The 12934-nt window shown below is 69.2% G+C and carries 9 protein-coding genes; 3 read left to right on the forward strand and 6 right to left on the reverse strand.

All coding sequences use genetic code 11. The annotated features are described in order from the left end of the window. Positions 1-66: 66 nt before the first annotated feature. From JJ691_RS01810 to JJ691_RS01830, 5 genes are all read right to left on the reverse strand, one after another. Positions 67-1278 carry a type III PLP-dependent enzyme gene (locus JJ691_RS01810; protein WP_211767044.1) on the reverse strand — a complete coding sequence of 404 codons (1212 nt, stop codon included), beginning with the start codon at positions 1276-1278 and terminating at the stop codon, positions 67-69. Positions 1279-1943: 665 nt separating this feature from the next. Further along, complete coding sequence (locus JJ691_RS01815) at positions 1944-3602, reverse strand: TIGR04141 family sporadically distributed protein (protein WP_211767045.1); 1659 nt, start codon at positions 3600-3602, stop codon at positions 1944-1946. A 496-nt stretch (positions 3603-4098) separates the two neighbouring features. Further along, positions 4099-6216, reverse strand: coding sequence for a thiamine pyrophosphate-dependent enzyme (locus JJ691_RS01820; RefSeq protein ID WP_211767046.1), 2118 nt, complete (start codon positions 6214-6216; stop codon positions 4099-4101). Then, a complete protein-coding gene (locus tag JJ691_RS01825; protein ID WP_211767047.1) occupies positions 6213-7370 on the reverse strand; it encodes an acyl-CoA dehydrogenase family protein in 1158 nt (385 codons plus the stop codon). Before JJ691_RS01825 ends, JJ691_RS01820 begins: the two co-directional genes overlap by 4 nt. After that, positions 7371-8930, reverse strand: coding sequence for an aldehyde dehydrogenase family protein (locus tag JJ691_RS01830; RefSeq protein WP_211767048.1), 1560 nt, complete (start codon positions 8928-8930; stop codon positions 7371-7373). A gap of 134 nt (positions 8931-9064) precedes the next feature. Here JJ691_RS01830 and JJ691_RS01835 point away from each other — a divergent pair, with 134 nt between their 5' ends. Continuing rightward, positions 9065-10186, forward strand: a complete 1122-nt coding sequence (locus tag JJ691_RS01835) for a Glu/Leu/Phe/Val family dehydrogenase (RefSeq protein ID WP_211767049.1) — start codon at positions 9065-9067, stop codon at positions 10184-10186. Between the two features lie 56 nt (positions 10187-10242). Here JJ691_RS01835 and JJ691_RS01840 read toward each other — a convergent pair whose 3' ends face one another. Next, positions 10243-10893: a TetR family transcriptional regulator gene (locus JJ691_RS01840; protein WP_211767050.1), complete on the reverse strand. Its 651-nt coding sequence runs from the start codon at positions 10891-10893 to the stop codon at positions 10243-10245. 78 nt (positions 10894-10971) lie between these two features. On the opposite strand from JJ691_RS01840, the gene JJ691_RS01845 reads away from it, so the two are divergent. Next, positions 10972-11946, forward strand: a complete 975-nt coding sequence (locus JJ691_RS01845) for a quinone oxidoreductase family protein (protein WP_211767051.1) — start codon at positions 10972-10974, stop codon at positions 11944-11946. Positions 11947-11977: 31 nt separating this feature from the next. Next, positions 11978-12934 (forward strand): methyltransferase, encoded by a 957-nt coding sequence (locus JJ691_RS01850; protein WP_211767052.1) that lies wholly within the window; start codon positions 11978-11980, stop codon positions 12932-12934.

Consider the following 12934-nt stretch of genomic DNA (forward strand, 5'->3'; position numbering starts at 1 on the left):
TCCCTACTGTTCCAGGTGAAGACAGACCTCCGGCGAGGTCTGCACGCAAAAGGGGAGACCCGCTGCTCAGCGGCAGAAGGTCGGCAGCGGCGCGAAACCGTTGAACGCTATGGAGGAGTAGCTCGCCGTGTAGGCGCCGGTATTCAGGAAGTCCACGTGGTCGCCCGCGCGCAGGTCCAGCGGCATCCGGTACACGTTGCGCTGGTACAGCACGTCGTCGCCGTCGCAGGTCGGGCCGGCGAGATAGACCGGTCCCGTCGCACCGTCGCGAATCGATTCCTCTTGGCCAGGCGTCGAGAGCAGGTACGTGATGTACTCGTTCTCGGTCTCGGCCAGGCCGTTGTACCGGCCGACGTCCAGGTAGACCCAGCGCATCTCGTCCACTGTGGACTTACGCGAGACCAGCACCACCTCGGAGCGCAGCAGGCCGGCGTCGGACACCAGGAACCGGCCCGGCTCCAGCACCAGCTGCGGCGGCGCGGGGAAGTGCTCGGCCACGGAAGCGTTGATGGCGGCGGCGAAGTCGGCCAGCGGCGGGGCGGGACGGCTGTAGCGGCCCGGCAGGCCGCCACCGATGTTGAGAATTGACAGCTCGACGCCGTCGGCCGCCAGCTTGGCGGTGATCTCTCCGGCCTGCTCGATCGCCGCGTCCCAGGCCCGCGGGTCCAGCTGCTGCGAGCCCACGTGGAACGACACTCCGGCCGCCGTCAGGCCCAGCACCGGCGCCCGGGCCAGCAGCCGGGTCGCCAGCTCCGGCGCGCAGCCGAACTTGTGGCCGAACGGCGTCAGCGAACCGGTGTCGGCCAGCATGATCCGGCAGAACACCGCCGCGCCAGGGGCCATTTCCGCAATGGCCGCCAGGTCCGCCTCGCTGTCCGTGGTGAACAACCGCACGCCGCGCTCGAAGGCGTAGCCGATGTCGGCTCGCTTCTTGATCGTGTTGCCGTACGAGATCCGCTCCGGACGGGCCCCTTCGGCCAGGCACAGGTCGATCTCCGGCGGGCTCGCCACGTCGAAGTGCGCGCCCAGCTCCACCAACAGGCGCACCACTTCGCGGGCCGGATTCGCCTTGACGGCGTAGTAGAGCTTCGCCCCCGGGAACGCCGCGGTCAGCTCCGCGTGACGCTCCCGAATGGTCTGGAGGTCGATCACCAGGCACGGGGTGGCGGGCTGCTCCCGCTCGAGATACTCGCGGATACGGGCTATCGCCCCGGTCTCCTCCACCGTTGTCGGCGGAGGTGTCGCCGTGTCGACCGTTTCTGTCGGCTGCGGCGCCATGACGGCGAGGCTGCGTCCCATTCCGCTACGTACCTACCAATTCTCGGGTCAGTGTGTGCGTCGACCCGCTCGCCGCTTGGGTGGTCACGATGCGCTGCGCATCGCGGCGAGTCATGGTAAGGCCTCGGTGGCCCTGTTGGCGACAATCACCCCCTGATGGGGCAGTCCCATCTCTCGTGTCGCCTCTCACACCACCGTCCGTAGTGCACCGCCGCTGCCACCAGAACCTTGTGACGCAAGGGATTCAACGAAGGTTCAGATCATGGACACGGCGGCGTCGTGGATTGTCTCCTCGGACAACAGGACGGTGAGGGCGGCATCGCCGAGTGGGATGAAGCTGTCCTCACTCGCCACCCGTTGGACGGGAGGACGGGGTAAGAGGATCACACGGTCTCTGGTGGACAACGTGGACCTTGGAGATGCCGGAGCTTCGCTGGTCGGTGTCGACGCACTGCCCGGCATGAACGATGAGTCCCAGGCGGCTCACTGGTAGTTGAACAGCAGGATGAAGCCGACCGGAGGTGGCGTGCGGCGTAGGCCTTGACTCAGGGCGAGGTGTTTGAGGCCGTCAGTCGGGTGTCCGGCGCGATGCCCAGTTGTAGACCCGCCGGAGGTCGGGCAGCGATCAGTCCGGCGGGTCCTATGGTTAGTGGTCGTCCATGTCGTCAAGCCACGTTTCGTCTGCGTGCGGGCTTCGTGACGAACGGGACTTCGGCGAACTGCAGAGCGATTCGTTGGCTGTGCAGCGTACGGTCCAGGCGCAGAAGGGCCAGCTGGGACAGAGTGAAGAGTCGGTCGACACTCCAGGGGCGGCCGGCGATCGCCAGCACGACCTTGTCCGGAACCTCGGCGAATCCACGCATTGGGGCGATGGCTCGAACCTTGTCGTCCAGTTGTCGTAGCGCTTCGGGCTCCTCTCTCAGTGCGTCGGCGGACACCTGAGCCTGGACGAACAGGTGGCTGGCCGCAGTGGCTTGCCCCAGCCACTTGACGTGGATGAGCTGTCCGTCAGGTCCCACGAGATCACACAGTTCAAACCGGCGATGGAACGAGGTGCTCGCGAAGTTCTTGTCCAGGCACAGGTAACCCGGCCGCTTGGCGACCAGTTGGCAGTAGCGGTGCTCGTCGTCGGTTTTGCCTGAGGGGACCCAGGTCGGCAGTGTCAGTGAAGCTCGGCGCGTCAGTAGATCATCGACCTGCTGACGGATCTGTTGGACAAAGTTTTCGCCGATGCGATGCCACTTGCCCTGGTGGAAGCAGTACCGCGTGTGGTCGATGGTTGTCTCGAAGGTGAGCCACTTGGCTGCCGAGATCATCCGGCCGATCACATCCTCGCCAGCATCGTCTTCGCAGGGCGCGATCTTGGCGCGGCGCAGCGTCTCCACGCGGTCGTCTGCATCGACGCCCGCGAACTGATCGACGATGTCCTGGAGTTGCAGGTTTGTGTCCACTACTAGTGGACCGCCGGCACCGGGCACGCTCACTCTGAACGAGCCTGCGGCCTCGGCGTCGTTCACGGCGTCGTTGGGCCACGCGAGTCCGAGCACGCCGCACCCGACGTCGCCGCCGAGTGCGGCGGCTAGTCTCCGCCGCAGTTCGGGCTGCCTCGAATGGTGTTTGGGGACCGGGCGGGTCTGGGCAACGAACCGCAGCGCTGAAAATTCGTCCGATTGGTCGACGACCTCGCCTATCGCTCGGAGGTCGGCGATCAACTTCGCGGGTTCGAGCCCAAGCGGCGCCCACAGCGCGTTGCCAACCTTGATCCGGTAGGGCTTGCCGACCTCGCGACCGTACGTGAGACCAGACATGTCAGCTTCACCAGCCATCCGGTTGACGAGCTCGCCAAATGGTTCCAGCCGGAACCCCGCGAGGTCGCTGCCTCCGGGATAAGACGTCTGGGTCGATCGTGCGCTGGCGTCCAGTGCCGAGCTGGCGATGAGCCCTAGCTTGGCTGCATCCAGCCTTCGGATGCCGAACGACAACCCAAATCCCTGTTCGACAAGTTCGTCGTCCAGGAAATGGTGGCCCCCGCCCCAGGTCAGTGCGTAGACCCACGGGGAGATGGGGACGAGCAGCACGGCGAACGGGTAGTTGCCCTGAAGATTCGGCTCCACCTCGGTGATCGCCTTGAGTTGATCCGCCCAACTCGGCTTGTCGGATCGCAGGAGGCCTGTGACGAGACGGCAGTTAACCTCGCTGACCATGAGGTTCGTGTCGATTGCGACCTCCGCGCCGGAGAGCGAGCGCAGGCAGTCAGCGAGAACTGTCGGGCCCTCCAGGCGGTAGAGTGAGGTCGGCTTGCATGGAGATCGGCGCGCGGCCATTACACTTCCTATGAACACGTGAGAATGACGGGCGTTGTTGCGCGGCAACGGATCCACTGGCCTGGTGGGGCGGTGGGCGACGTGCGCGGTGAGTTGGTCGCATCACGTTTGACGCGACCCTCTGGCGTGCGGGTGGCTGGAGGTCATATGCTCACGTGGTCCTCCTGATGTCATTCGGTAGCGAGCCGATTACTTGGGTCGGGCACGACGCGGCTCCCTGTTGCAGCAGGGGCCGCGTTTTTCACTGCCCGACCCTTCGGGCAAACCAATCATGCACGCATGGGCACGCGGTTACCGTTCAGTACGAAGGGTGTTCACGGTGAGCGGGTCCACTTCTACGGCGAGCGGTATGCCCCGGAAGAGTCCAGCCGATCGTGGGACTACAGGTCGTCGTGCGTGAACGACAAGCGGCCGGACGGCGCATCTTGACCTGGGCAGCGACTCGCACTCACCCGCAAGAATGATAGCCCGATTGGGTTAAACCGTCCTGAGGTGGTCAGATCATGGACACGGCGGCGTCGTGGATTGTCTCCTCGGACAACAGGACGGTGAGGGCGGCATCGCCGAGTGGGATGAAGCTGTCCTCACTCGCCACCCTTTGGACGATCCCGGTGAAACTTCCGTCGGCCAGTGCGGTGATCACGCTCTCGGAGACGCCGCCGGTGCGGCGGGTCTCGTCGACGACGAGGACACGGCCGGTGGCGGCGGCCTCGCGGAGGAGGTCGTCGACGGGCAGGGGAGCGAGCCAGCGGAGGTCGAGCACACGGCAGGAGATGCCGGCGGCTTCCAGGCGGCGGGCGACGCGAAGGCTCATGCGGACGCCGTTGGCGAAGCTGACGAGGGTGAGATCGGTGCCGGAGCCATAGGTGCGGCCACGGCCGAGGGGGACGTGCTCCGACGGAGCCGGGGCGAGCCAGCCGGCGTCGCCGTCCTCGTGCAGGTCCCGGGTGTGGTACAGGGCAATGGGTTCCAGGAACACCGACAGCGTGCCGTCGACGTCGGCGGCGGCGACGCAGGTGCGGAGCATGGCGGCGGCGTCGTCCGGGCGGGACGGGGAGGCGATCACCAGGCCGGGGATGTCCCGCAGCGCGGCGACGGCGTTGTCGTTGTGGAAATGGCCGCCGAAGCCCTTCTGGTACCCGTATCCGGCGATCCGCACGACCATGGGATTGCGGTACTGCCCCTGCGAGAAGAACGGCAGCGTCGCGCCCTCGCCCCGCAGCTGGTCGGCCGCGTTGTGCAGGTAGGCCAGGTACTGGATCTCCGGCACGGGCAGCAGCCCGGAGACGCCGAGCCCGAGCCCCAGCCCCAGAATGGACTGCTCGTCGAGCAGGGTGTCGAACACCCGCCCGGCGCCGGCCTGCTTCTGCAGTCCCCGGGTCACGCCGTACACGCCGCCCTTGCGCGCGACGTCCTCGCCGAACACGCACAGCCCCGGGTACTCGGTCAGGAGCTGGGCCAGCGTCCGGTTGACGGATTGCGCGAAGGTCAGCGGCTCGGTCCACGGCAGCGGCTGGATCCGGGACGCCACCAGAACGGGCCTTCGCGGCGCCAGCGGTGCGATGACCGCCTTGGCGCTGTCCAGCTGCGGCCGGCGGGAGGCCTCCTCAGCCAGCTGAAGCACTTCGGCCCGTTTGGCCTCGTAGCGGTCCAGCACCTCGGCCGGCGTGAGAATCCCGGCCGACACCAGGGTTTCCGCGGTGCCCAGCAGCGGATCCCGGGCCAGCCCGGAGACGATCTCCGAACCGCTCCGGTACGCCACCTCGGCGTCCGAGCCGGCGTGCCCCATCAGCCGCACGGTCGACAGGTGCAGGAACGCCGGCTTCCGGTGCCGTCGCACGTATTCCGCCGCCTCGGTGGCCACCTCCCGCGACTGCACGAGGTCGAAACCGCTGGCGTGGAAGTACCGCAGCCCCGGCCGCGAGCCGTAGGCGGTGGCGATCCAGCCGCGCGGGGTCGGCACACTGATGCCGATTCCGTTGTCCTCGCAGACGAACAGCAGCGGCACCGGCAGCCCCTGGTACGCCGTGTAGAGGGCGGCGTTGATCGCCCCGGCGGCGGTGGAGTGGTTGGCCGAGGCGTCACCGAAGCTGCACACGGCGATCGCGTCGTCCGGCCACTCCGACGGCACGCCGAGCTTGCGCGCCCGTTCGATGGCGAACGCCACGCCCAGCGACCGCGGCAGATGCGAGGCGATGGTGGACGTCTGCGGGATGACGGCGGCGTCGTGATGGCCGAACACCTTGTGCCGACCGCCGGCGATCGGCTCATCGGTGGCGGCCATCATGCCCAGCAACACATCCATCAGCCCGTCGCGGCCCAGCTGCCGCATCCGGGCCAGGTAGAACGCGCCGGACCGGTAGTGCAGCAGCGCCGGATCGGTGGGTCGCAACGCCGCGGCCACGGCGGCGTTGCCCTCGTGCCCGGACGAGCCGATGGTGTAGTAGCCCAGGCCCCGGGCCCGGAACTCCCGGGCGGCCAGGTCCACGTGCCGGCTGCCGAGCTGGGCGTCGAACAGCTCCAACAGCTGCGACCCTAGCGGCGCCAACGGCCGGCGACCGGCCGACAGCGCCCGCACCGACGCGACGAAGTGCTCGTCGACCTGCTCGGTCAACGGTACGCGCCGATCCCGGTGACGGCCTCGCCCAGCACCAGCGTGTGGATCTCGCTGGTGCCCTCGTAGGTCAGCACCGACTCCAGGTTGTTGGCGTGCCGCAGCACCGAGTACTCGGTGGTGATGCCGCTGGCGGCCAGGATGGTCCGGGCCTGCCGGGCGATCTCCAGCGCGGCCCGCACGTTGTTCAGCTTGCCGAAGCTGACGTGCGCGGTCTCGCACTTGCCGGCGTCCTTGAGCCGTCCGATGTGCACCGCGGTGAGGAACGCCTTCTCCAACTCCAGCACCATCGCCACCAGCTTCTCCTGGGTGAGCTGGAAGCCGGCGATCGGCCGGTCGAACTGCACCCGGGTCTTGGCGTACTCCAGCGCCGTGGCATAGCAGTCCCGGGCCGCGCCGACCGCGCCCCACAGGATGCCGAACCTGGCCTCGTTCAAGCAGGACAAGGGCGCTCGCAGACCGCGGCTGTCCGGCAGCACCGCGTCGGCCGGCAGCACGCAGTCCTCGAGGATGAGCTCCGAGGTCACGGAGGCTCGCAGCGACAGCTTGTCCTTGATGTCCCGGGTGGTGAAACCCTTGGTGCCACGGGGAACCACGAAGCCGCGGATGCCCTCCTCGGCCCGCGCCCACACCACGGCGACGTCGGCGATGCCGCCGTTGGTGATCCACAGCTTGCTGCCGTTGAGGATCCACTCGCCATTGGCGAACTTGGCCGTGGTGCGCATGCCGGCCGGGTTGGAGCCGAAGTCCGGCTCGGTCAGCCCGAAGCAGCCGATCAGCTCACCGGCGGCCATCTTCGGCAGCCACCGCTGCTTCTGCTCCTCGGAGCCGAACTTGTGGATCGCCGTCATGGCCAGGGATCCCTGCACCGACACGAAACTGCGCAGCCCGCTGTCCACGGCCTCCAGCTCCATGCACGTGATGCCGTACGCCGTCGCGCTGGCGCCGGCGCAGCCGTAGCCCTGAAGGTGCATGCCGAACAGGCCCAGTTCGCCCAGTTCCGGGGCCAGCTCCCGGGGGAACGTGCCGTCGGCGAACCAGCGGCCCACGTTGGGCCGCACCTTGGCGTCCACGAACTGCCTTACGGTGTCCCGGATCAGCCGTTCCTCGTCGGAGAACGTGTCGGCGACGCCGAGGAGATCGATCGGGTCCATTCAGCCCTCCAAACGGAACGCGAGGTCGGCCTGAGGCAGCTCGACCATGTCCATCTGCGCCTTCTGCAGCTTGCCGGCGTAGTCCCAGTTCATCGACTGCCAGCGGGTGAACTGGTCCAGCACCCACACGCCGGACTGCCGGCTTCCGTTGCCGGACAAGCCGTTTCCGCCGAAGGGCAGGTGCGCCTCCGCGCCCGAGGTGGAGTTGTTCACGCTGACCATGCCGGCCCGGCAGCGCTCGCGGAAGCGGAAAGCGTTGCTGGCGTTGGTGGTGTAGATCGCCGCCGACAAGCCGTAGCCGTGGCCGTTGGCCAGTTCCACGGCCTCGTCGAACGTGTCGAAAGTGCCCACGCCGACCAGCGGACCGAAGGTTTCCGTGCGGTACAGGTCATCCTGCGCGGTGATGCCGTCGACGATCGTCGGGTGCACGTAGACGCCGCGGTCGGCCTCGCCGAGGAAACCCTTGCGGGGGTTGGCATCGGTGATCCGGCCGACGCCGGTCGAGCCGTGGGTGGTGTGGTGCGGCTGGACCAGGCCCAAGTACTGCTCGAAGCGCTCGGCGTAGCGGACGTCGATCATCGGGCCGTACAGGACGCCCTGGCTCGGGTCGCCGACGACCGCGTTCTCCACCGCCGCGACGAACCGGCGCAGGAACTCGTCGTGCACCTCGCGCTGTACGAAGACGGTGCCCAGCGACGTGCAGCGCTGGCCGGCCGAGCCGAAGCCGCTGAACAGCGCGCCCTCCACGGCCAGGTCCAGGTTGGCGTCGGCCATCACCACGAGCGGGTTCTTGCCGCCCAGTTCGAGGCACGGCGACTGGAGGTGCCGCCCGCACAGCTCGCTGATGGCCCGGCCGACCTCGGTCGAGCCGGTGAAGCCGACCTTGTCCACCAGGCCGGCCTGCAGGGCCTGCTCCAGGCCCGCGAAGGTCGCCTTGCCGTCGGCTTGCACCAGGTTCAGCACGCCCGCGGGCACACCGGCGTGCCAGATCAGCTCGGCCAGCGCCTGGCCGACCGCCGCCGACAGCTCGGCCGGCTTCCACACCACGGTGTTGCCGCACAGCAGCGCCGGCACGAGGTACCAGGACGGCACCGCCGCAGGGAAGTTCGCCGCGGTGATGATCGCCGTCACGCCGACCGGCACGCGGAAGGTGAACAGCTGCTTGTCCGGCATCTCGCTGGGCACCGTCTGCCCGTACAGGCGGCGGCCCTCGCCGAGGAAGAAGTCGCAGGTGTCGATGATCTCCTGGACCTCGCCCAGCGCCTCCGCGTGCGGCTTGCCGATCTCGCGGGTCACCAGCCGGGCCAGCGCCTCCTTGTTGGCCTCCACCAGCCGGCCGAGCCGGGCGATGACCTGGCCGCGGACCGGTGCCGGGATGGCCGCCCACTCGGGCTGGGCCTTCCGCGCCGCCCTGGCGGCGTCCACGAAGACGCTCGGGCCGGCCAGGGACACCTCCGCCACCACGTCGTCGAGGTCGGCGGGGTTGTGGGAGCGGAGAACGCCGCCTTCGGACCTCTGGTCGGGGACGCCGGCGACAACGGACGCGCACTTGTGCTGCATGGCGTCCACCTTGGCGAACTCGCCGCCGCGACGCCAACTCCGCGAGCCTTCGGGCTGTTTGGCTTTAGGTTCAGCGCTGCTGGAGCTCGGATCCCAGAGCCCTTTTCCTGCTGCATGTCGCTAGCCTCGGGGGCATGTTCGAGCTGATGGACGAGTGGGGCCCGGAGAAGGTCGTCTGCGTGTCCGATCCGCGCACCGGCATGCGTGGGGTGCTGGTGATCGACAACACCGCCCGCGGCATGGGCAAGGGCGGCACCCGGATGAGCCCGACCCTGTCCGTCGGGGAGGTGGCCCGGCTGGCCCGGGTGATGACCTGGAAGTGGGCCGGCGTCGACCTGTTCTTCGGCGGGGCCAAGGCCGGCATCCGGTTCGACCCCTCGTCGCCGGACAAGGAGGCCGCCCTGCGGGCCTTCGTTCGCCTGCTGTCCAACGAGATCCCGCGCGAGTACGTGATCGGCTTGGACATGGGGCTGACCGAGCGGGACGCCGCTGTCGTGCAGGACGAGCTCCGTGACCGGGGCGCGGCCGTCGGCACCCCCGCTGAGCTGGGCGGCGTGCCCTACGACGAGCTCGGCGTCACCGGCTACGGCGTCGCCGAGGCCACCGACGCAGTGATGTCGTTGAGCGGCAAGCGGGTCGCCATCCAGGGCCTCGGCGCCGTCGGCCGCGCCGCCGCCCGTCGCTACGCCGAGCTCGGGGCCACCGTCGTCGCCGTGTCGTCCGCCCTCGGTGCCGTCCACGATCCCGATGGCCTGGACGTTTCCCGGCTGCTTGAGGTCCCTGGCGACGCCGCTGTGGTGGAGTACGCCGGCGGTTCCCGCCTGGAGCTCGGGGCTGAGCTTCTTGTGCCCACCGATGTGCTGGTGCCGTGTGCCTTGCAGGACGTCATCGATTCCTCGCTGGCTGGCCGGATTGCAGCCTCGGTCGTCGTCGAGGGGGCCAACATGCCGACTTCCGTTGAGGCCCAAGAGGTGTTGGCCGCTCGTGGGGTGCAGGTCCTGCCCGACTTCATCGCCAACGCCGGCGGTGTCGTCGCCGCGGGATTCGCCATGGACGCCCGGCACTCCGCCTTCCGTCCCGACCCGGCCGCCATCTACGCCACCATCTCGGCCAAGCTCCGCGCCAACGCCGTCACCGTCCTCGAACAGGCGTCAGCCGCCGGCACCACCACGCACCAGGCCGCCCGTGCCCTGGCTGAGGACCGAGTGCGGAAGGCAATGGAACTGAAGGGGCGAGTCCCGCTCTCAGGCAACTGAATGTCGACTTCCGAACCCCCGCGAGTCCCGCCCAGCGTCACACCGAAATGTAAGCCTCAGGCCTGAATCGCCACCAGCCCCACCGCCGTCGCCCGCAGCAGCTGGCGCAGGCGTGGCCGGAAGTCGAGCGCGGCGTGCCCCCAGTTCGGCACCTGCTTGTAGAGCTTCGCGAGCGACGGCGTGGGGTGGGCGACCTGCCAGAGGCCGGCCGCGACCGTCAGCGCGACGGTGATGAGGCCGTCGATCTGGTCGCCGCTCATACTGCTGGCCTGGGTCAGGGCCCGCGCTATCTCATGGTGGGCGGCGGTGGCGTTGGTCTTGTACCGGCGGGCCCGTTCGATGTCGACATCGCCCTCCAGGCTCATCGCCGTGTGTGAGAGCAGGTCGCAGAACACCGAAAGCGACGCGATGGTCTCCGCGACCACCAGCGCGACCTGTTCCGGACCGAGCCCGTGCTGGTCCTCCAGGACCGCCATGACCAGGTCGCGCCACTGGCCCCAGCCGCGTTCGGCCAGTTCGAGCAGCAGCTCTTCCTTGCTGGCGTAGTAGCGCCGCACGCCGGTCCGGTGCAGCCCGGCCCGCTCGGTGACCGCCGCGATCGTGACGAACCGGACGCCGCCCAGTTCGAGGGCGAGCTCCTCGGCCGCCGACAGCAGGTCCTCGGACCGCTGGGCCTTGTCCTCGACGGATCGGGCTCGCTCACGCATGGACCACCTTAACGCATCACGCGATGTGCTACGGTCGACGTAGCGCATCATGAGGTGCGTTATCGGGATGGAGGACTCATGCGCGCTGTGCAGGCAACCGCTTTCGGGGACCCCGGTGTGTTGGTGGTCGTCGACCTGCCGGATCCGACGCCCGGGCCGGGGCAGATCGCCATCGACGTCACGCATGCCGCGGTCGGGCTGATCGACCTGTTCTTCCGCCAGGGCGTCTACCGGGACCGGCCTGGCATGCCGCAGCCCCCGTTCGTGCCCGGTCTGGAGGTCGCGGGCACGGTCCGAGCCCTGGGCCCCGACGTGACCGAGTTCGCCGTGGGGGAGCCGGTCGTCTCCATGTCCGCCGCCGGCACCGGCGGCTACGCGTCGGTCTACATCGCCGATGCCGCGCGCGTTGCGCCGACCGGAGGCCTTGATCCGGCCGTCGCGGTCGCGGTGGTGCCCAACGCGGCGATGGCCCACGTCGCCCTCACCCGGATCGCCCACCTGGAGGCGGGGGAGAGCGTCCTCGTCCAAGGAGCGCTCGGCGGTTTCTCCGCGGCGTTTCCCGGCATCGCACGGCAGCTGGGCGCGTCCCGGGTCGTCGGCACCGTTCGGGCCGGCAAGCTCGCCGCCGCAGCCACGACCAAGCTGCCCTACGACCGCATCGTCGACTCCGCCGAACTGCCGGACGTGCTCGCCGACGAGCGGTTCGACGTCGTCATCGACCCGGTGGGCGGCGCCGTCCGCACCCACGGCCTGGCCCTGCTGCGGCCGGGTGGGCGGATGATCGTCGCCGGCAACGCCAGCGAGGACTGGGGGCACCAGGTCGACACCAACCAGCTCTGGCTGGGCAACGTCACCGTGGCCGGCTTCAACGCTGGCGCTTATCTGCCGGCCCATCCGCAGTACATGCGGCCTGCGCTGGAGGCGGCCTTGCAGGCCGTCGCCGCCGGGCACGGTGAGATCGAGATCGACGTGCTGTCCTTCGACGAGGCCGTCACCGCCCACGAGCGGATGGAACGCCGCGACGTCGCCGGCCGCATCGTGCTCAGGCCGTAAATCGGTGTCCGGCCTGGATAGCCTCGGGGGAATGGGAACCCCATCGATCATGGCCCTGGCCGATCTCGCCACCCCCATGGCCGTCCGGGTCGCCGCGACCCTGGGCCTGGCCGAACGGGCCGGCGACGGCGCGACCGCGGCGCAGCTGGCCGCCGAGACCGGAACCTCGGCCCCGGCGCTGGGCCGGCTGCTCGACCACCTCGTCACGGTCGGCGTGTTCGAGCAGGACGGCGACCGCTACCGGCCCACCGCACTCGGCCAGCAGATCCGCGACTTCCTGCCCCTGCTCGACATGAACCGGGCCGGCGGCCGCTCCGACCTGGCGTTCGTCGAACTGCTGCACACCGTCACCACCGGCGGGTCCGCCTACAAGCACCGGTACGGCCGCGACTTCTGGGACGACCTCGACGTGAACGCCGACCTGCGGCGCTCGTTCGACGCCCAGATGGCCTGGCGGTTCACGTCCCAGCTGCCGCAGGTCGCCGAACGCTTCGACTGGAGCCGGTTCCCGCGCATCGTCGACCTCGGCGGCGGCGACGGCAACCTGCTCACCGCCATCCTGCTCGCCCACCCCTCCGTGCGCGGCGAGGTGCTGGACTACGGCGACTCCGCCGCCGCGGCCCAGGCCCGCTTCGTCGCCGCCGGCGTCGCCGACCGCGCCGGCGCGATCAGCGGCAGCTTCTTCGACCCCCTGCCGCCCGGCGCCGACGCCTACGTGCTCTGCGACATCCTGCACGACTGGGACGACGACTCCGTCAGCAAGATCCTCACCGCCTGCCACCACACTTCCGGCACCGTCATCGTGATCGAGGCCGTGCGCGGGCTCGGCTCCGGCACCGCCATGGACCTGTCCATGCTCATGTGCTTCGGCGGCCGCGAGCGCACCATCGACCAACTCGCCGCCCTCGCCGCCGACTGCGGTCTCCAGTTGCGGGCGACCACCACCGTCGCCCACGACCGCACGGCCCTGGAGTTCGCCCCCGTCTGA

It is taken from the genome of Kutzneria sp. CA-103260, assembly GCF_018263855.1.
In the GTDB taxonomy this organism is placed as follows: domain Bacteria; phylum Actinomycetota; class Actinomycetes; order Mycobacteriales; family Pseudonocardiaceae; genus Kutzneria.

Coding starts and splice junctions, on each gene's coding strand:
- JJ691_RS01850 (WP_211767052.1), top strand. CDS start 11,978: ATGGGAACCCCATCGATCATGGCCCTGGCCGATCTCGCCACCCCCATG.
- JJ691_RS01840 (WP_211767050.1), bottom strand. CDS start 10,893: ATGCGTGAGCGAGCCCGATCCGTCGAGGACAAGGCCCAGCGGTCCGAG.
- JJ691_RS01810 (WP_211767044.1), bottom strand. CDS start 1,278: ATGGCGCCGCAGCCGACAGAAACGGTCGACACGGCGACACCTCCGCCG.
- JJ691_RS01815 (WP_211767045.1), bottom strand. CDS start 3,602: ATGGCCGCGCGCCGATCTCCATGCAAGCCGACCTCACTCTACCGCCTG.
- JJ691_RS01830 (WP_211767048.1), bottom strand. CDS start 8,930: ATGCAGCACAAGTGCGCGTCCGTTGTCGCCGGCGTCCCCGACCAGAGG.
- JJ691_RS01835 (WP_211767049.1), top strand. CDS start 9,065: ATGTTCGAGCTGATGGACGAGTGGGGCCCGGAGAAGGTCGTCTGCGTG.
- JJ691_RS01825 (WP_211767047.1), bottom strand. CDS start 7,370: ATGGACCCGATCGATCTCCTCGGCGTCGCCGACACGTTCTCCGACGAG.
- JJ691_RS01845 (WP_211767051.1), top strand. CDS start 10,972: ATGCGCGCTGTGCAGGCAACCGCTTTCGGGGACCCCGGTGTGTTGGTG.